Here is a 19,460-nt window from a genome sequence, read left to right on the forward strand (position 1 = left end):
GAAGTTGTGCCGCGGGGGCGGGCAGGAGGTCGCCCACTCCAGGGAGCGGCCGAAGCCCCAGGGGTCGTCGACGTCCACCTTCTCGCCGTACTTGGCGGTCTTCCAGACGTTGTAGAGGAACGGCAGCGTGGACAGGCCGAGCAGGAACGCCCCGATGGACGAGACGGTGTTGAGCACCGTGAAGCCGTCCGCCGCCAGGTAGTCGGCGTAGCGGCGGGGCATGCCCTCGGCCCCCAGCCAGTGCTGGACGAGGAACGTGGTGTGGAAGCCCACGAAGAGCGTCCAGAACTGGATCTTCCCGAGCCGCTCGTCGAGCATCTTGCCCGTCAGCTTCGGCCACCAGAAGAAGAAGCCGCCGAAGGTCGCGAAGACGACGGTGCCGAACACGACGTAGTGGAAGTGCGCGACGACGAAATACGAGTCGGTGACGTGGAAGTCGAGCGGCGGCGAGGCCAGGATGACGCCGGTCAGGCCGCCGAAGAGGAAGCTCACCAGGAAGCCGACCGCCCACAGCATGGGCGTCTCGAAGGACAGCGAGCCCTTGAGCATCGTGCCCGTCCAGTTGAAGAACTTCACGCCCGTCGGCACCGCGATCAGGAAGGACATGAAGGAGAAGAAGGGCAGCAGGACCGCCCCGGTGGCGAACATGTGGTGCGCCCACACGACCACGGAGAGCCCGGTGATGGCCATCGTCGCGCCGACCAGCGGCAGATAGCCGAAGATCGGCTTCCGGCTGAAGACAGGGATGATCTCCGTGATGATGCCGAAGAACGGCAGCGCGATGATGTAGACCTCGGGATGCCCGAAGAACCAGAACAGGTGCTGCCACAGCAGCGCCCCGCCGTTCTCCGAGGCGAAGACGAGCGAGTGGAAGCGGCGGTCGGCCTCCAGGACGAGCAGCGCGGCGGCGAGCACGGGGAACGCGATCAGCACGAGGATCGACGTGAACAGCACGTTCCAGGTGAAGACCGGCATGCGGAACATGGTCATTCCGGGTGCGCGCATTCCGATGATGGTGGTCAGGAAGTTCACCGCGCCGAGGATCGTGCCGAAGCCGGAGAGCGCGAGCCCCATGATCCACAGGTCGGCGCCGATGCCCGGCGACCGCTCCATGCTGTTGAGCGGGGCGTACGCGAACCAGCCGAACGAGGCGGGCCCGCTCGGCACGATCAGCGAGCCGAGGACCATCAGCGCGCCGAAGAGGAACAGCCAGTACGAGAGCATGTTCAGCCGGGGGAAGGCCACGTCGGGCGAGCCGATCTGCAGCGGCATGATCTCGTTGGCGAACCCCGCGAACGTCGGCGTCGCGAAGAGCAGCAGCATGATCGTGCCGTGCATGGTGAAGGCCTGGTTGAACTCCTCGTTGCTCATCAGCTGCAGCCCGGGACGGGCCAGTTCGGCCCGCATCAGCAGGGCCAGCGCGCCGGCGACGAGGAAGAAGACGAACGACGTGATCAGGTACAGGTGACCGATCTTCTTGTGGTCCGTGGTGGTCAGCCAGTCGACGATCACCCGGCCGGGGCGCTGCTCCCGCACCGGCTCTCCGGTCTCCCGCGCCGTCTCCGTCCCCATGGCTCGCCCCTTCGCCATCGCGTCCCGGGCCCTGCCCGCAGGCTGTTCGAAGCTCACGCCATGATGCTCGCGTCGGGGCGGCTTCGACAGGGGGCGTACGCCGGTTGCGGGTGACCGGTGAGCGGACACCGGTGCCGGAATGGGTAATTCCCCCATGCGCCGTCACATCCCGTGCGGGCGCCGGGATTCGGAAATGCGGAGGGTTCGTAAAGAGCCCGCGGTCTCATTCGGGCGGCGCTTTTCCGGGAGTGGGAAAGAAGCCTTCCGAGTGACGCGAAGACACCATCGAATTACGTCGGCAGAAGGACGGAACCGCCCGTTCGTGTGACGGAGTTCGACCGAAACGCACGTGGTGATCCTGTGACAAAAGCGTGACCGGAGAGGTACCGGTGACGCATGGTGTGCGCCTCCCGGGCTTCCCCGCCGGTGCCGCGCCGCCTAACGTGGCGGCCATGGCACCTATTCCGACCCCTCCCGCAGAGCCCCCCGAGAGCGCCGACAGCCTGGACGGCTACGTGGGCCTGACGGCCGACGCGGCCGGGCAGCGGGCGCGTGAGCGCGGCTGGTCCACCGTCAGGTCGCTGGCCCCGGGCACGATCATCACCATGGAGTACCTCGCGGGACGGCTCAACTTCGAGGTGGAGGAAGGCGTCGTGAGGCGCTGCTGGAAGGGCTGAGAGCCCGCTCCGAGACACGTCCGAGACACACCCGAGGCGCACGGCGGAAGGCCCCGGCTCCTGAACGGAACCGGGGCCTTCGCGGTGCGGGGGGTGGGCTGTGCGTACCGGCCCCCGCTGCCTGTGGGGTCAGCCGCCCGGCACCGGGCGGGCCGACGTGGTGCCGCGGGTGACGCGGTCCGAGTGCGGCGGGCGGCGGCTGCCCGCCGGGGTGACCGGGGTGCGCTCGGAGCGGGCCGTGTGCGGGCCCGGCGCCAGATAGGCCGCGGGGCGGCCGCCGCGGGCGGCGCCGACCGGCTCGCGCGCGGGCGCGCTGTCGTCCGCGGCAGGGCGCTGCGGCACCATCGCGGGGGCCCCGACCGGCGCGGGCGCGGGCTCGGGCACCGTGATGATCTGGGCGCGGCGGGCGCGCCAGGAGTCGCGGACGCGGAAGATCCCGGCCTCGACCCGGGCGATCAGCGACTCGAACCAGGGCAGCGCGAGCAGGATGAGCAGGCCCGCGGCCCAGCCGAGGAAGACATCGCTCAGCCAGTGCGTACCGAGGTAGACGGTGGTGAGGCCGACGCTCAGTGAGACCACCGCGGACAGCGCCGACAGATAGCGGCGGGTGCGCGGGGTGGAGGCGAGATAGGCCAGGATTCCCCAGGTCACGACGGCGTTGGCGGTGTGGCCCGAAGGGAATATATCGCCGCCGAGCCACATCTCGTTCGAGCCGATCGCGGTGGCGTAGTGCGGGCCGAGGCGGCCCATGCCGAGCTTGGCCGCGCCGACCGTGACGTTCAGCAGGAGGAGCGAGGCGCCGAACATCAGGAGCGGGCGCAGCGTGTGCTGCCGCCAGGAGCGCCAGCCGAGCCAGGCCGCGACCATGACGGCGGTCGGGCCGCGCTGGCCGAGGACGACCCAGTAGTCGAGGAAGGCGTGGATCTCCGGCCACTGCTGGTAGGGCCGGAAGAACATGACCTGCCAGTCGAACCGCACCAGCCACGAGGTGGTCAGCACGGCGACGACGATGGCCAGGTAGAAGGCCAGGGTCGCGCCGAAGAGCACGACCCTGTGCCGGCTCATCCTCGGCATGGCGAGGTGGGCCGGTCGTTCCGGCTCACGGTCCAGCCGGGCGAAGACCCGGTCAAGACGGGTGAGGTTTCGTTCGGTACGCACCCAATCGACGTTACAGCGAGTGAGTGCGGCACTAGGCCGAATCAGTGGCTTTGTGATGACGATGTGATGTGGGATTGATCTCAGGAAGAGGTTTATTCCTCATGGTTTGTTTATTGTGCGCCGACCCCTTACCCAATTCGTTGATCATTTCCGGTGCTGTTTTATAGCCCTTTTGAATTGGTTCACCGGGGGCTGGTGTGGAATTTCCCGTTCGATCACCGGTGGCCGCCGAAATGATCATGACGTGATCAGGGCGGGCCCGAGCCGTGCAGCCAGAACGCCCCGTAGACCGCGCTCACCACGGCCACACCGCCCAGGACCAGCGCCGACCTGGACGTACGCAGCCGGGCCAGCGCCACCGCGACCGGCAGCAGGAGCGGGAACGCGGGCATCAGGAGCCGCGGCTTCGAGCCGAAGTAGCCGGCCGCGCACAGGGCGAGCACGACGACGATCCCGCAGTAGACCAGCAGCGGTAGCGGCTGCTTCCCGCGTACGCCGAGTACGTACAGCCCGCAGACCAGGGCGACACCGGCGATGAGGCCGAGACCCGCGAGGGCGTCGGGGACCGAGGTGAACTTCTCCCCGACGAACCGCGCGAAGGCATAGCCGAAGTCGAAGCCGTTGCCCCAGCCCGCCTGGACGTCGAGATAGCCGAAGAGACCGCCGCCGGTGCGGTGGCCGACCCACAGCACATAGCCCGCGGCGCCGAGCGGAGCCAGGATCACCCCGAGGAGCACGCGCCGGTCGGCCCGCCGCTCCCGGTACATCCGCACGGCCGCAGCCGCCCAGATCGCCGCGACCACCGCGGCGCCCACCGGCCGGGTCAGCCCCGCGAGCGAGGCGAGCACACCCGCCGCCACCCAGCGCTCCCTGAGCACCGCGTACAACGACCAGGCGGCGAGCGCAGTGAACAACGACTCGCTGTACGCCATCGACTGCACGATGCCGACCGGCAGGACCGCCCACAGCGCGGCCGCGCAGATCCCCGCCCGGCGCCCGTACAGATGGTCGGCGACCGCGAAGATCCCCGCGGCGGCGAAGAGCGACGCGAGCCAGCTCACCACCAGACCCGCGTCGGCGTACGACAGGGGGCTGATCGCCGCGACGAGCCGTTCCAGCCAGGGCAGCAGCGGGAAGAACGCGAGGTTCGAGTGGACGCTGCCGTCCGGGAGCGTCACTTCCCAGCCGTACCCGTGCTCGGCGACGCGGGTGTACCAGAGCGAGTCCCAGCGGGCCGACAGCAGCGTGTGCGGACTCTTGCCGGCCACCGCGCCCCACACCGCGAGGACGGCGAGTCCCAGCGCACGCACCCCCGCGTACACGAGGACCGCGGGCGCCGCGCGGCGCAGCACGTGGCCCGCCGGGGAGGGCGGGGACGGCGTGCGGCGTTGATCAAGATCAGTCACGGGCTCGATTATCAGCCGTGAGGGAAGTCGGACGCCCGCGCGGGGCGTGCCGTACGCCTGTGCGGGGGCATGGCCGGAAGTCGCGGGCGTGGCGCACACCACACCGCATCCGTACAACCGTGAGAGGTCCGCCACGCGCCCCAGGCGTGGACTCGCGTACTCTGACGGCTCACTCGCCTTGTCTGTGCCGCCGGAGCAGGGAGTTCCCCATCCCGCAGGCCGCTGTTGCGAGGGACCACTGGGAGGTACGCACATGTCCGGGACGACCACGGCCGCAGCACCGCAGGGCCGTCGGGGATCCGGGGCCGGTGCCGGGGCCAACCGCTGGGTCGTGCTCGTCGTCCTCTGCGTCAGCCTGCTGCTCGTCGCCGTCGACGCCACCGTCCTGCACGTCGCGGTTCCCGCGGTCACCGAGGACCTGAAGCCCGGCGCGATCGAGCTGCTGTGGATCGTCGACATCTATCCACTCGTCTGCGCCTCGCTCCTCATCCTCTTCGGCACGCTCGGCGACCGCGTCGGCCGCAGACGCGTCCTCCTCCTCGGTTACGCCCTCTTCGGCGTCGCCTCCGCGATCGCGGCCCTCTCCGACAACGCGCAGGTGCTGATCGCGGCCCGCGCGCTGCTCGGCGTCGGCGGCGCGATGATCATGCCCGCGACCCTGTCGATCCTGCGCCAGGTCTTCCCCGACCGCCGCGAGCGGGCCCTCGCCATCGGCATCTGGAGCGCGGTGGCCGCGGTGGGCGCCGCCGTCGGACCGCTGCTCGGCGGGTTCCTCCTCGAGCACTTCTGGTGGGGCTCGGTCTTCCTCATAAACATCCCGCTGATGCTGGTCAGCCTGCCCATCGGACGCTGGCTGCTGCCCGAGTCCACCGGCGACAGGAACGGGCCGTGGGACGTGGTCGGCGCGCTGATGGCCGCGGGCGGACTCTTCGGCCTCGTCCTCGGAGTGAAGCGGCTCGGCGGCGGCGAGTCACCGCTCGGCGCCACGACGCTGGTCTCCCTCGCCGTCGGCGGTGCCCTCCTCGTCGGCTTCGTCCGCAGACAGCGGCGGCGCAAGCATCCACTCGTCGACCTGTCGATGTTCGCGCGGCCCGCGTTCAGCACGTCGGTCGGCTGCATCGTCCTCGCCATGCTCGCCCTCGTGGGCCTCGAACTGATCGCCGCGCAGTACCTCCAGCTGGTCCTCGGCCTCTCCCCGCTGGAGACGGGGCTGCGGCTCGTGCCCCTCACCGTCGCCGCGATGGCCGCGGGCCTCGCCGGCTCGAAGATGCTCAGCGGCCTCGGGCCGCGCACGATGGTCTGCGCCGGCTTCTGCCTGACCGCGGCCGCCGTGCTGCTGCTCACCGGCATGGGCGCCCACGCCGACGACACGCTGCTCCTCGTCGGCTTCGTGCTGCTCGGCTTCGGCCTGGAGACCACGCTCTTCGGCGCGTACGAGTCGATGCTGAGCGAGGCCCCGCCGGCCCAGGCGGGCGGCGCCGCGGCGATCGGCGAGACCTCCTACCAGCTGGGCGCGGGGATCGGCATCGCGCTGCTCGGCAGCGTCATGAACGCGGCGTACACGCCGGGGCTCTCCTCCGTGCCCGGGGTGTCCGCGGCGGACAGCGCCGCGGCGGGGCACTCGCTCGGCGAGGCGTACGAGGTCGCCGCGCGGCTCGGCGGGGACTCGGGCGCCGCGCTGCGGGCCGCTGCGCGGGACTCCTTCGTGCACGGGCTGCACGTGACCCTGCTCGTCAGTGCGGGGCTGTTGTTGCTCGGGGCGGTGGCCGCGCTGCGGTTGCCTCGGGGGATGGAGTGCGGGGCGCCTGCGGCGCGGCTTGAGCCCGGGGTGCCGGGGCCTCGTGACCCGGAGCGGATCGGTGCCGGGTCGTCTGTGGATGCCTGAGCCTCCGCGGCGGGTTTTGCGCAGTTCCCCGCGCCCCTGAAGGGGGCCGTTTTCGGGTGCGGGTCGATTTGGGCTGGGCGCGCAGTTCCCCGCGCCCCTTGCGGGGCGCCTCCGGGACGGGGGCTGGACGCTCTGGACGTGCGGGAGACTGCGTCGTAACGTCGGCGTGAGTCGTTGTTAACTATCGCTGCTAGTTTTGTGTCGCCGGAGGCCCGCATGTCCGCAAGCGCCCGCACCCCGCTGCCGCCCTTCGACCCCGCCGACCCCCTCGGCATCGACGACCTCCTCGACCCGGAGGACCTCGCGATCCGCGACACCGTCCGCACCTGGGCGACCGACCGGGTCCTGCCCCACATCGCCGACTGGTACGAGAAGGGCGAGCTGCCCGGGATCCGCGAGCTGGCCCGTGAGCTCGGCTCCATCGGGGCCCTCGGGATGTCTCTGGAGGGGTACGGCTGCGCGGGCGCCAGCGCCGTGCAGTACGGGCTCGCGTGTCTGGAGCTGGAAGCCGCCGACTCCGGCATCCGGTCTCTCGTCTCCGTGCAGGGATCCCTCGCGATGTATGCCATCTGGAGGTTCGGCTCCGAGGAGCAGAAGCAGCGGTGGCTGCCCGGCATGGCCGCCGGTGAGATCATCGGCTGCTTCGGGCTGACCGAGCCGGACCACGGCTCCGACCCGGCGTCCATGCGGACGCACGCGAAGAGGGACGGCACCGACTGGGTGCTCAACGGCCGCAAGATGTGGATCACCAACGGGTCGGTGGCCGGGGTCGCCGTCGTCTGGGCGCAGACCGACGACGGCATCAGGGGATTCGTCGTACCGACCGGCACGCGGGGCTTCTCGGCGCCCGAGATCAAGCACAAGTGGTCACTGCGCGCGAGCGTCACCAGCGAGCTGGTCCTCGACGAGGTGCGGCTGCCGGCGGACGCCGTGCTGCCCGAGGTGACCGGTCTCAAGGGGCCGCTGAGCTGTCTCTCCCACGCCCGCTACGGCATCGTCTGGGGTGCCATGGGCGCGGCCCGCTCGTCCTTCGAGGCGGCCGTGGAGTACGCGAAGAGCCGTGAGCAGTTCGGCCGGGCCATCGGCGGCTTCCAGCTCACCCAGGCCAAGCTCGCCGACATGGCGGTCGAGCTGCACAAGGGCGTCCTGCTCGCCCATCACCTGGGACGGCGCATGGACGCGGGCCGGCTCCGTCCCGAGCAGATCAGCTTCGGCAAGCTCAACAACGCCAGGGAAGCGATCGAGATCTGCCGCACGGCCAGGACGATCCTGGGCGCCAACGGCATCTCGCTCGAGTACCCCGTCATGCGGCACGCGACGAACCTCGAGTCGGTGCTCACCTACGAGGGCACCTCCGAGATGCACCAACTGGTACTGGGCAAGGCGCTCACCGGTCTCGATGCCTTCCGGTGACCGGCCCTGTGCCGGCCCGGGCTCCGGTGAGCGGCCCTGCCCCTAGCTCTGATTGAAGAAACCGTCCGACGGGCGACTCACGGCCTCGCCGTTGACGATCTGCGTGTCGGCGGGGGTGAGCAGGAAGACCCGCGTCGCCACGCGCTCGATCGAACCGCGCAGGCCGAAGGTGAGGCCGGCCGCGAAGTCGACCACGCGCTTGGCGTCTGCGGGCTCCATGGACGTGAGGTTCATGATGACCGGGACGCCGTCCCGGAAGAGCTCACCGATGTGGCGCGCGTCCCGGAAGCTGTCCGGGGTCACGGTGCCGATCCGCTGCCCGTGGTCCTGGGCCGGCTCGCTCGCCACCCGCGCACGCGGGTCCGTGACCCAGGCCTCCGGCTGGTCAGGTCCCTCGGCCCGGTCGTCTTCGTAGCCGTCGTCGTAGTAACGCTCGTCGTTGTTGTCGTCGACGAGGCCAAGCCAGGCACTCGCCTTGCGCACCGATCCCATGGACGCCTCCTCTCGCAGCGGTTTCCCTGAATTCCGCATCCCTATCGTCGTCCATGATGCGGATGATGCGCCAAGTGGATAGTCGCCGCGCGGGGTTTTCGTGACGGTACTGGTGCAGAGTCAACACGCCGTTGTGCGGTGCCCTCCAAGGGTCGTGCTGTGCACGGCTGCTGACTGTGAGTGAAATATGATTCTTCACGGCGTATGGGTGACGGCCGGTGCGTACGGGTGAACGAGCCCGTGGCTACGATGCCGGAGTTGATCGTATCCGGGCCACTCGGGGGAGTCGTCTTGTTCGGAATCGTCAGGCCCTGCAGCCACCGTCTCGGTGAGGGCCTCAAGACGCAGTGGATGGCGCACCTCTGCGGGCTCTGTCTCGCGCTGCGCGGTGACCACGGGCAGTTCGCCCGCGTCGTCACCAACTACGACGGGCTCATCATCTCGGTTCTGACGGAGGCTCAGGCCGAGCGGTCGACCGGATGGCGGCGCACCGCGGGGCCCTGTCCGCTGCGCGGGATGCGGACCGCTTCCGTGGCCCAGGGGGAGGGGGCGCGGCTCGCCGCCGCCGTCTCGCTGGTGCTCGCCTCGGCGAAGGTCCGCGACCATGTCGTCGACGGGGACGGGCTCCTGGCGCGCAAGCCGGTCTCCTTCGCCGCCCGGCGCGTGGCCAGGAACTGGGACAGGGCGGGCGCGCGGACCGGCGCCGACGTGGGGTTCGACACCGCCGTCCTGGTCGACGCCGTCGAACGGCAGGCCGGTGTCGAGGCCTTGGCGGGGCCCGGCAGCTCGCTGCTCGCGGTCACCGAGCCGACCGAGACCGCGACCGCCGCGGCCTTCGCGCACACCGCCGTGCTCGCCGGGCGGCCCGGCAACGCGGAGCCGCTCGCCGAGGCGGGCCGGCTCTTCGGCAGGCTCGCGCACCTGCTCGACGCCGTGGAGGACAGGGAGGCCGACGCCGCGGCGGGCGCCTGGAATCCCCTCACGGCAACCGGCACGTCCCTGGCCGAGGCGCGCCGCCTGGCCGACGACGCGCTGCACGGCATCCGGCTCGCGCTGCGCGACGCCGAGTTCACCGACGGAAAGCTGGCGCACCTGCTGCTCGCGCACGAGCTGGGCACGTCGATCGACCGGGCCTTCGGTACCGTCGCGTGCGGGCACGCGCATGAGGTGACGGCGCATCAGGGTGGTTCCTTCGGGCCGCCGCAGCAGGGCGGGCCGTACGGGCAGCCGCCCGCCGGTGGTCCGTACGACTCGCAGAATCCGTACGGGGGCGGGGTCGGAAATCCGTACGGGGGTGGGGTGCCCGGTGGTCCCGGTGGACCGGGCGGTCCCGGGGGACCGGGTGGCTCGGGCGGCCCCGGGGGCTTCGGCGGTGGGCCCGCCTTCGAGCCGCAGCCCCCGAAGCCCGGCAGGCGCGGCTTCTGGGCGGGGTGTGCCGTCGCCATCGGGCTCTGCTGCACCTGCAAGATGTGCTGCGCCGACCAGTACGAAGGTCCCTGGTCCCGCAAGAAGCGCGAGGGCTGCTGCAGCAACTGCGGCGACTGCGACTGCGGCTGCTGCGGCATCTGTGAGTGCTGCTCCTGCTGCGACTGCGGGCTCTGACCGGGGTGGGTGCGGGCGCGGCCGGGCGCCGCGGCGCCTGAGCGGACGTCAGTCCTTGATCTCCGGCGGGGAGATCCGTGACTTCTCGATCGCGGAGCCCTGCGTGCCCCACTTCCGCAGGATGCGGTCGTACGTCCCGTCCTTGATCAGCCGGTCGACGGCCGCCCGGAACGCGGGCGCCAGCTTCGTGTCCTTCTTGAAGGCGAAGCCGACGTCGAGCCGCCGGTACTCGCCGAGGAACTTCAGTCCCTCCTGCTGCTTCACGGCGTACCGCAGACCGTTGATGGTGGACATCACCACGTCGGCGCGGCCCTGCTGGAGCGCGGCCCAGATCGCGCTCTGCTCGGCGTACGTCTTCACGGCGTACGGCTTCTTGCCCGCCTCCGCGCAGACGTGCTTGTTGTCCTCCAGCGTGACTTCGAAGGTGGTGCCCGCGCCGGTCGCCACGTTCAGGCCGCACAGCTGCTCGAAGTCGGTGACCTTCTTCAGCCTGCTGTCCTCGCGGACGGCGAAGCCCTGGCCGTCGTTGATGTACGTGACGAAGTCGATGGTCTTCCGGCGTTCGTCGGTCACGCCGAAGTTGCCCGTGCCGAGGTCGTACTTGCCGCTGCCGAGGGCGGGCAGGATCGCCTCGAAGCTCGCGGCCTCCCGTTTCAGCTTCAGGCCGAGGACCTTCGCGGCGGCGTCCGCGAAGTCGATGTCCTGGCCGACGATCGTCCTGCCGTCCGCGAGGTAGAGGGCGCCGGGCGGGGAGCCGCCGACGGAGGAGGCGATGCCGAGCGTGCCCCGGTCGCGCACGTCCCGGGGGAGCAGACGCGCCGCCGCCTCGTTCTTCTTGACCGACGACACCACGTCCGCGGTCGGGATCCGGGCGCCCTTGCCCGCGGGGCCGGCGCCGCCCGCGGTCTCGGCGGCGTCACCGGAGCCGCAGCCGGTCAGCGCGAGCGTGGCGGCGGTGATCAGGGCGAAGGCCACCGGGAGGCGGCGGGAGTGCGGGGGCGTGCTCATGGCGTGACGGTCTCCAGCTCGGCAGGGCAGGGCGAAGCGGACGTACGAGGGGAGGGGGTGTCACCGCTCGTGACGGAGCAGCGGTGACGTACGCGTGTGAAGGCGGGGGCGTCGGCGCGCGACGGCGCGGACGTCGGACGTACGCGGCAGACCGACCGGTCCGTGGCAGGAGGAAGAAGGGAGCCCTCAACGGGCTCGGCGCGCAGGGGGTCGGCTCAGAGGAACATCAACAAGACGCGGACCACACTCGACCGAAGTCGATGTGGGAGCGTGTGACCAGCCACTGCTGCGGATGCATGGGCCAAGTGGAACAGGCATCCGTTTCCGCGTCAACTGCCGTGAGACGTACGGCTCATATGCTGGACGGCCTTGACAGCGGGCGTGAAGGGAACCGTAATCTCGAGGCGGATCGTGCTGAGGGGCTCGGTCCGTGTGAAGGCGTCACCCGTGTTCGATCTTCTGTATCCACGGAGCCTTCCGCATGTCTTCCGACACCCTCGCCAAAGCGGCGACCGCCCCTCCGCCCCGGGATCCCACCGAGCCCCCCGCCGAACCGCGCCTCGTGCCCCGCCGCCACGTGGGGCAGTGGACGGCGGCCGCGGCCGTGCTGGTCCTGCTCGCGCTGGCCGCCGACTCCGTCGTACGCAATGAGGCGTTCCAGTGGGACGTCGTCGCCGACTACTTCACCTCGGCGTCCGTGCTGCGCGGCCTCGGGCTCACGCTCTGGCTGACCGCCGTCGTCATGGTGCTCGGCTTCGCGCTCGGCACGCTCCTCGCCCTCGGCAGGCTGTCCGCCAACCCCGTGCTGCGCGCGGTCAGTTGGGGCTACATCTGGTTCTTCAGGTCGATGCCGATCCTGGTCCAGCTGCTCTTCTGGTTCAACATCGGTGCGCTGTACCCGCAGGTGTTCGGCGTGCGGACGGTGGACCTGCTCGGACCGGTCACCATCGCCGTCATCGGGCTCACCCTGCACGAGGCCGCGTACGCCGCCGAAGTGGTGCGCGGCGGGCTCCTCTCCGTCGACCGCGGACAGACCGAGGCCGCGCGGTCCCTCGGGCTCGGGCGGTGGCGCCGGCTTCGGCGGATCGTCCTGCCGCAGGCGATGCGGTCCATCGTGCCGCCCGCCGGGAACATGCTGATCGGCACCCTCAAGGGCACCTCGATCGTCTCCGTCATCGCCGTCCAGGACCTGCTCTACTCCGTGCAGCTCGTCTACCACCGCACCTACCAGGTCATCCCGCTGCTCATGGTCGCGACCCTCTGGTACGTCGTGGTCACCTCGGTGCTGAGCGTCGGCCAGTACTACGTCGAGCGGTACTACGCACGCGGGTCGGAGCGGGCGCGATGAGTCCGGCGCGGCACTCGCTGGTGATCGTGGGAGCCGGGCCCCGCGGCACCGGAATCCTGGAGCGCATCGCCGCCAACGCGCCCTCGCCGTACGGCGGAGCGGGTCTGGACATCCACCTCGTCGACCCCTACCCGCCGGGCGGCGGGCGCGTCTGGCGGACCGACCAGTCGCCGCTGCTCTGGATGAACTCGCAGGCCCAGGACGTCACGATGTTCACCGACGACACGGTGGAGGTGGTGGGCCCCGTCCTGCCTGGCCCCGCCCTGCACGAGTGGGCTGGGCGCGACGGACGCGCCTTCCTCGGCCGCCGCGAGCAGAGCGCCTATCTGCGCTGGGTGTACGAGAAGGCCGTGGCCGCCCTGCCCGCGGGCGTCGCCGTCCACCACCACCGGCGCAGGGCGCTGCGCGTCACCGGGGCACACGACACCCTTCAGGAGGTGACCCTGGAGGGCGTCGATGAGTCGCTGGCCGCCGACCTCGTCATCCTCGCCCAGGGGCACCTGGACGCCGAACCGGACCCCGAACAGGCTGAGTTGGCCGCGTACGCCGAGCGCAACGGACTCGTGTACCTCCCGCCCGACTTCACCGCCGACAGCGACCTGTCGCGGCTCGCGCCCGGCGCGCCCGCCATCGTGCGCGGCTTCGGCCTCGCCTTCGTCGACCTGATGGTGCTGCTCACCGAGGGGCGCGGCGGACGGCACGAAGGCGACACGTACCACCCGTCGGGCCGCGAGCCCGTCCTGTACGTCGGCTCGCGGCGCGGCGTCCCCTACCACTCGAAGATCGGCTACGACTGGGACGGTGAACGCCCGCCCCTGCCCCGCTACCTGGGACCGGCCGAGGTCGACGGACTCCTCGCCAGACCCGAGGGGTTCGACTTCCGGCGGGACGTGTGGCCGCTCGTCGAGAAGGAACTCGGCTTCGCCCACTACCACCGCCTCTTCACCGCACACCCCGAACGCACCCGGACCGCCTGGACGGACTTCGACGAGAAGTACGGGGCCTGCGACCCCGGCAGCCCCGAACTGGACGCCCTCGTCGCCTCCGCCGTGCCCGACCCCGTCGACCGGCTCGACCTCACGGCACTCGACCGCCCCCTGTCCGGGGTGCGCCACACCTCGTACCAAGCGCTGCAGGACGGGCTGCGCCGCCACGTCGCCGACGACCTCGCGCGCCGGCACGACCCCGGACACAGCCCCGACCTCGCCGTCTTCCTCGGACTCCTCTCCGTCTACGGACAGGTGGTGCGGCTCGGCGACGTGGGGCCGTGGTGGCACGGCTTCTTCAGCCACCTCGCCTCCGGACCGCCGGGCCCCCGGCTGAGGCAGCTGCTCGCGCTCTCCCGCGCCGGAGTCGTGCGGTTCCTCGGCGCGGACGTCCGGGTCGCCGCCGAGGACGGGGTGTTCCGCGCGCAGAGCCCCACCCTCCCCGGCCAGGTCACCGAGGCCCGCGCGCTCGTCGAGGCACGGCTGCCGCAGCCCACCCTCGCCCGCACCCGCGACCCGCTGCTGCGCGCCCTGTACGCCGAGGGCGCCGCGTCGACCGAGGCGGGGCTGCTCGCCGTCGACCCGGCCGACGGACGGGTGCTCGACCGGGCAGGCGCGGCGCACCCGCGCCGGTTCGCGCTCGGCCCGCACACCGACGCGCGCGGCGCGGGCGCCTTCACCCGGCCGCGGACCAACAGCCCCACCTTCCGGCAGAACGACGCCACCGCGCGTGCCGTACTCGACTTCCTGCACACCACCCGGACCGGAGGAACCCGTGCCGCAGCCCAGTGATCCCCTCGTCGATCCCCCCATGGTCGAACTCCGCTCCGTGCGCAAGTCCTTCGGCTCGATGGAGGTGCTGAAAGGCGTCGACCTGCAGGTCCGCAGGGGCGAGGTCGCGGTCGTGCTCGGCCCGTCCGGCTCCGGCAAGTCCACCCTCCTGCGCACCATCAACCACCTGGAGAAGGCCGACGGGGGCTCGGTCGGCGTCGACGGCACGCCCATCGGCCACCGGCGCTCCGGCGACAAGCTGTACGAGCTGCCCGAACGCGACGTGCTCAAGCAGCGCACCCGCATCGGTTTCGTCTTCCAGGACTTCCACCTCTTCCCGCACCTGACCGTCCTGGAGAACGTCGTCGAGGCGCCCGTCTTCGCCCTCAAGCGGCCCCGCCCCGCCGCGGACGAGGCCGCGCGGCGGCTCCTGGCCAGGGTCGGCCTCGCCGACAAGGCCGACGCCTACCCGGGACAGCTCTCCGGCGGGCAGCAGCAGCGCGTCGCCATCGCCCGCGCGCTCGCCCTCGAACCGAAGCTGCTCCTCTTCGACGAGCCGACCTCGGCGCTCGACCCCGAACTGGTCGGCGAGGTACTCGACGTCATCAAGGACCTGGCCCGCCGGGGCACCACGATGATCGTCGTCACGCACGAGATCGGCTTCGCCCGCGAGGTGGCCGACACCGTCGTCTTCATGGACGACGGCCGCGTCGTCGAACAGGGCGCCCCCGCCGACGTACTCGACAACCCGCGCCACGACCGCACGCGCGCCTTCCTCTCCAAGGTCCTCTAGGAGTTCCGCATGCCCACCCCGCCCACCGCCGCGGCCTGCCGCGGCTCCCTCCACCTCGCCGTCGCCGTCGACCGGCCCGACGCCCACGAAGCCGAGGCCTACGAAGCCGACGCCTACATTGAGCCCGCGCTGCTCGCCGAGCGGGGGGCGCTGGACTTCGTGACCCTCGGCGACTCCTTCGCGCGGCCCGGTCCCGACGCGCTCGCCGTGGCCGCGAGGATCGCGCCCCGCACCGGGCGCATCGGCCTGGTGCCGACCGTCACGACCACCCACACCGAGCCGTTCCACGTGCAGGCCGCCGTGGCGACCCTCGACTGGGTCAGCCACGGGCGGGCCGGCTGGACGGTCGACGTGTCGACGACCGAGGCCGAGGCCCGCCTCTTCGGGCGGCGCCGCGCCGCGTCCCGCGAGGAGCTGTGGCGCGAGGCCGGTGAAGTGGCCGACGTCGCCGCCCGGTTGTGGGACAGCTGGGAGGACGACGCGGAGATACGGGACGTGCCGACCGGCCGCTTCATCGACCGGGACAAGCTGCACTACGTCGACTTCCAGGGGCGCGGCTTCTCGGTGCGCGGCCCGTCCATCGTGCCGCGGCCGCCGCAGGGGCACCCGGTGCGGGTGGTCGACGCGACCGCCCCGCAGGCCCGTGAGACGGCCGCCCGGTACGCGGACGTCGCCCTGGTGCGGGTCGCGTCCGCCGAGCGGGCCGACGCCGCGCGGTCCGAACTGCGGGGCCTCGCGGCCCGGGCGGGGCGCGATCCGGGGACGCTCCTTGTGTTCGCCGCCCTCCACGTCGACCTCGGCGGCGGGGAGCACGCCGCGGAGCCGGGGCACGGGGGCGGGCCGCTGCCCACCGCCGAGGGGCCCGCCTACCGGGGCGGCCCCGTCGACCTGGCCGAGCTGATCGCCGACTGGCACCGCGCGGGCGCCGTCGACGGCTTCCACCTCACGCCCGCGGAGCCGCGCCGTGACCTGGAGCGGCTCGTCAACGGCACCGTCGCGCTGCTCCAGCACCGCGGCCTGTTCCGCACCTTCTATCCGGGCAGCACGCTCCGCGAACACCTGGGGCTCGCCCGGCCCGCCAACCGTTACGCCACCCTCGCGGGGGAGCCCTCATGACACATCGACCCCATCGGCCCTTTGGGACGCAGCCACGTAAGCAGGTGCACCTGGCCGCCCACTTCCCGGGCGTCAACAACACCACCGTCTGGTCCGACCCGAGGTCCGGCTCGCACATCGACTTCTCGTCCTTCGCGACGCTCGCCCGCACCGCCGAGCGCGGCCTCTTCGACTTCTTCTTCCTCGCCGAGGGGCTGCGGCTGCGCGAGCACAAGGGGCGGATCCACGACCTGGACGTGGTCGGACGGCCCGAGTCGCTCACCGTCCTGACCGCGCTCGCCGCCGTCACCGAACGGCTCGGCCTGGCAGGCACCGTCAACGCGACCTTCAACGAACCCTTCGAACTGGCCCGCAGATTCGCCTCCCTGGACCATCTGAGCGCCGGCCGCGCCGCCTGGAACGTGGTCACCACGTCGGACGCCTTCACCGGCGAGAACTTCCGGCGCGGCGGCTACCTCGACCGCGCCGACCGGTACACCCGCGCCGCCGAGTTCCTGGCGACGGCACGCGAGCTGTGGGACTCCTGGACGCCCGACGGCCGGCCGCGGCCCTTCACGCACCACGGCGAACACTTCACGATCGAGGGCGAGTTCACCCTGCCGCGCTCTCCGCAGGGGCACCCCGTCGTGATCCAGGCGGGCGACTCCCCGGAAGGGCGGGAGTTCGCCGCGTCGGCCGCCGACGTCGTCTTCACGCGGCACGGCACGCCGGAGGCCGGCCGGGAGTTCTACGCGGACGTGAAGGGGCGCCTCGCGAAGTACGGGCGGGCCGCCGACGACCTGAAGATCATGCCCGGCGTCACCTACGTCCTCGGCGACACCGCGGCCGAGGCACAGGAGAAGGCCACCGAGATCCGCCGTCTTCAAGTCTCCCCGCAGAACGCGATCCTCGCCCTGGAACAGGTCTGGGGCGTGGACCTCTCCGCGTACGACCCGGACGGACCGCTGCCCGACATCGACCCGGACCCGGAGTCGCAGCTGGTCCAGGGCCGGGTGAAGATCGGCGACCCGCTCGCCGTCGCCGCGAAGTGGCGGGCGCTCTCCGAGGCCAAGGGGCTCTCCATCCGCCAGACCGTCATCGAGACCACGGCCCGCCAGTCCTTCATCGGCACCCCGGACCAGGTCGCCGCCGACCTGACGGAGGCCGTGCGCACCGAGGCCGCCGACGGCTTCATCCTCGTGCCGCACCTCACCCCGGGCGGCCTCGACGACTTCGTCGACAAGGTGGTGCCGCTGCTCCAGGAGCGCGGCGCGTACCGCACGGAGTACGAGGGCGTGACGCTGCGCTCCCACCTCGGGCTGCCCGAGCCCGTATGGAAGGGTTGATCACCATGACGGACGACGTACAGGACTGGAAGCACTGGCACGAGCAGCGGACGGAGACGGTGTCGGCCCCCTACGGGCCGCTCTCCCTCACCGGCACGCACTGGCTCGCGGACCACCCGGACGGACACCTGCCGGGCGTCCCCGGGCACTGGACCCCGGCGGCCGACGCGGTGGTGCTGACCGCCGGGGAGGACGACGGCCTCACCGTCGACGGGCAGCCCCTGACCGGAGAGGTCCGGCTGGACGCGGACAGTGGCCCGGTCGCCGGTGCCCGCGTCGCGCACGGCGGGCGCCGCCTCGTCGTCATCCGGCGCGAGGGCCTCTGGGCGGTGCGCGACTTCGACCCGGACGCCGCCGCCCGCCGCGCCTTCCGGGGCATCGACGCCACCGCGTACGACGCCCGCTGGGCCGTGCCGGGCCGCTTCGTCCCGTACGCCGAGGACCGCACCGTCACGGTCCGCAACGCGGACGGCAAGGAGCGCGGTCTCGGCCTCGGCGGTGAACTCTCCTTCCGGCTCGGGGGAGTCGAGCACACCCTCCAGGTGAGCGTCGAGGCGGACGGATCGCTGTGGGCCGTCTTCGCGGATGCCACCAGCGGAACGTCCAGCTACCGCTTCCGTTTCCTGCGGCCCGCCGCGCCCGACGCGGAAGGGCGCACCACCGTCGACTTCAACCGGTCGCTGCTGCCACCGTGCGCCTTCGCCGACCACTTCGTCTGCCCCTTCCCGCCGCCGGGGAACACGCTGGTCACCGAGGTCGCGGCGGGAGAGCGGAACCTTCTCGACCGCTGAGCGGGGGCCGGGCCGTGCCGATCCGGCACGGCCGAAAGGCGCCCTTGTGCGGCTCGTGTCCGCCCCTCAATACTCCCGAGCAGCGCTTGTCAGGAGCACGGCGTAACCGGAATCCGGGCTTGCTCTTTGGCTGCGCCTCACGGGTCCTCAACCCACAAGGACCCACTGACTTCCCTCGGGAGGGAACAACGTGAGGATCAAGCGCACCATCCCCCACAGTGGCACGGCGAGACGCACCCGCCTGCTCGCCATAGCCACCGGACTTGTCGCCGCAGGAGCGCTCGCCGTGCCCGCGGCCAACGCCCAGGACGGCATGGCGACCTTCAGCGCGTCCCAGCTGGAACAGGCCAGTGACGCCGTCCTCGACGCCGACGTCGCGGGCACCGCCTGGGGTGTCGACCCGAAGACCAAGCAGGTCGTCGTGACCGCCGACAGCACGGTCTCCAAGTCCGAGATCGCCAGGATCAAGGACGCGGCCGGGTCCAACGCCGGCGCCCTGAAGATCGAGCGCACGCCGGGCAAGTTCCAGAAGTACATCTCCGGTGGCGACGCGATCTACGCGAGCAGCTGGCGCTGCTCGCTCGGCTTCAACGTGCGCAACAGCGCGGGCGCCTACTACTTCCTGACCGCCGGGCACTGCACCGACGGCGCGACCACGTGGTGGGCCAACTCGGCGAAGACCACGGTGCTCGGCACCACGTCGGGCTCCAGCTTCCCGACCAACGACTACGGCATCGTGCGCTACACCAACGACTCGATCACCAAGTCCGGCACCGTGGGCAGCCAGGACATCACCCGCGCCGCCGACCCCACCGTCGGGCAGAACGTCACCCGGCGCGGCTCCACGACCGGTACGCACAGCGGCCGTGTCACCGCGCTGAACCAGACGGTCAACTACGGCGGCGGCGACGTCGTCTACGGCATGATCAGGACGACGGTCTGCGCCGAGCCGGGCGACAGCGGCGGCCCGCTGTACTCGGGCACCACGGCGCTGGGCCTGACCTCCGGCGGCAGCGGCAACTGCTCGTCGGGCGGCACGACCTTCTTCCAGCCGGTCACCGAGGCGCTGCGCGCGTACAACGTGAGCGTCTACTGAGGCCGGCGCACGCCGCTTGAA

The 19,460-nt window shown here is 71.5% G+C and carries 15 protein-coding genes and 1 pseudogene; 11 read left to right on the forward strand and 5 right to left on the reverse strand.

The features are described from left to right. Positions 1-1,728: pseudogene (gene ctaD / locus ACZ7LU_RS26025) on the reverse strand (aa3-type cytochrome oxidase subunit I); the annotation flags it as partial. A 296-nt stretch (positions 1,729-2,024) separates the two neighbouring features. On the opposite strand from ctaD, the gene ACZ7LU_RS26030 reads away from it, so the two are divergent. Next, entirely contained in the window at positions 2,025-2,249 is a 225-nt protein-coding gene (locus tag ACZ7LU_RS26030) for an I78 family peptidase inhibitor (RefSeq protein ID WP_398310119.1), read from the forward strand. 129 nt (positions 2,250-2,378) lie between these two features. On the opposite strand, the gene ACZ7LU_RS26035 is transcribed toward ACZ7LU_RS26030, so the two are convergent. Both ACZ7LU_RS26035 and ACZ7LU_RS26040 read right to left on the reverse strand, forming a co-directional pair. After that, a complete protein-coding gene (locus ACZ7LU_RS26035) occupies positions 2,379-3,407 on the reverse strand; it encodes a phosphatase PAP2 family protein (RefSeq protein ID WP_468315076.1) in 1,029 nt (342 codons plus the stop codon). A 248-nt stretch (positions 3,408-3,655) separates the two neighbouring features. Continuing rightward, positions 3,656-4,813 (reverse strand): glycosyltransferase family 39 protein, encoded by a 1,158-nt coding sequence (locus ACZ7LU_RS26040; protein ID WP_471918165.1) that lies wholly within the window; start codon positions 4,811-4,813, stop codon positions 3,656-3,658. Between the two features lie 253 nt (positions 4,814-5,066). Between ACZ7LU_RS26040 and ACZ7LU_RS26045 the strand changes: the two genes are divergently transcribed. After that, on the forward strand, positions 5,067-6,698 hold the full coding sequence (locus tag ACZ7LU_RS26045; protein WP_471918166.1) for an MFS transporter: 1,632 nt from the start codon (positions 5,067-5,069) through the stop codon (positions 6,696-6,698). Positions 6,699-6,914: 216 nt separating this feature from the next. Continuing rightward, on the forward strand, positions 6,915-8,111 hold the full coding sequence (locus tag ACZ7LU_RS26050) for an acyl-CoA dehydrogenase family protein (RefSeq protein ID WP_471918167.1): 1,197 nt from the start codon (positions 6,915-6,917) through the stop codon (positions 8,109-8,111). A gap of 42 nt (positions 8,112-8,153) precedes the next feature. On the opposite strand, the gene ACZ7LU_RS26055 is transcribed toward ACZ7LU_RS26050, so the two are convergent. Next, a complete protein-coding gene (locus tag ACZ7LU_RS26055; protein ID WP_398310104.1) occupies positions 8,154-8,603 on the reverse strand; it encodes a cell division protein SepF in 450 nt (149 codons plus the stop codon). Positions 8,604-8,894: 291 nt separating this feature from the next. Here ACZ7LU_RS26055 and ACZ7LU_RS26060 point away from each other — a divergent pair, with 291 nt between their 5' ends. Then, positions 8,895-10,205: a DUF5685 family protein gene (locus ACZ7LU_RS26060; RefSeq protein WP_398310102.1), complete on the forward strand. Its 1,311-nt coding sequence runs from the start codon at positions 8,895-8,897 to the stop codon at positions 10,203-10,205. Positions 10,206-10,253: 48 nt separating this feature from the next. Here the strand turns inward: ACZ7LU_RS26060 and ACZ7LU_RS26065 are convergent, their stop codons facing one another. Further along, a complete protein-coding gene (locus tag ACZ7LU_RS26065) occupies positions 10,254-11,213 on the reverse strand; it encodes an ABC transporter substrate-binding protein (protein ID WP_471918168.1) in 960 nt (319 codons plus the stop codon). A gap of 481 nt (positions 11,214-11,694) precedes the next feature. Here ACZ7LU_RS26065 and ACZ7LU_RS26070 point away from each other — a divergent pair, with 481 nt between their 5' ends. The 7 genes from ACZ7LU_RS26070 (at position 11,695) to ACZ7LU_RS26100 (ending at position 19,439) form a co-directional block, all read left to right on the forward strand. Then, complete coding sequence (locus ACZ7LU_RS26070; protein WP_471918169.1) at positions 11,695-12,561, forward strand: amino acid ABC transporter permease; 867 nt, start codon at positions 11,695-11,697, stop codon at positions 12,559-12,561. Beyond that, positions 12,558-14,339 carry an FAD/NAD(P)-binding protein gene (locus tag ACZ7LU_RS26075; protein WP_471918170.1) on the forward strand — a complete coding sequence of 594 codons (1,782 nt, stop codon included), beginning with the start codon at positions 12,558-12,560 and terminating at the stop codon, positions 14,337-14,339. Before ACZ7LU_RS26070 ends, ACZ7LU_RS26075 begins: the two co-directional genes overlap by 4 nt. Before the next feature lie 19 nt (positions 14,340-14,358). After that, entirely contained in the window at positions 14,359-15,111 is a 753-nt protein-coding gene (locus ACZ7LU_RS26080; RefSeq protein ID WP_471918359.1) for an amino acid ABC transporter ATP-binding protein, read from the forward strand. A 9-nt stretch (positions 15,112-15,120) separates the two neighbouring features. Then, positions 15,121-16,227, forward strand: a complete 1,107-nt coding sequence (locus ACZ7LU_RS26085; protein ID WP_471918171.1) for an LLM class flavin-dependent oxidoreductase — start codon at positions 15,121-15,123, stop codon at positions 16,225-16,227. Further along, positions 16,224-17,552: an NtaA/DmoA family FMN-dependent monooxygenase gene (locus ACZ7LU_RS26090; RefSeq protein ID WP_471918172.1), complete on the forward strand. Its 1,329-nt coding sequence runs from the start codon at positions 16,224-16,226 to the stop codon at positions 17,550-17,552. Before ACZ7LU_RS26085 ends, ACZ7LU_RS26090 begins: the two co-directional genes overlap by 4 nt. Before the next feature lie 5 nt (positions 17,553-17,557). Further along, positions 17,558-18,343, forward strand: a complete 786-nt coding sequence (locus ACZ7LU_RS26095; RefSeq protein ID WP_471918173.1) for a DUF1684 domain-containing protein — start codon at positions 17,558-17,560, stop codon at positions 18,341-18,343. A 190-nt stretch (positions 18,344-18,533) separates the two neighbouring features. After that, positions 18,534-19,439: a S1 family peptidase gene (locus ACZ7LU_RS26100; protein ID WP_468315019.1), complete on the forward strand. Its 906-nt coding sequence runs from the start codon at positions 18,534-18,536 to the stop codon at positions 19,437-19,439. The last annotated feature ends 21 nt before the right edge of the window (positions 19,440-19,460 follow it).

The sequence above is a fragment of the Streptomyces sp. NPDC039462 genome (assembly GCF_055639375.1).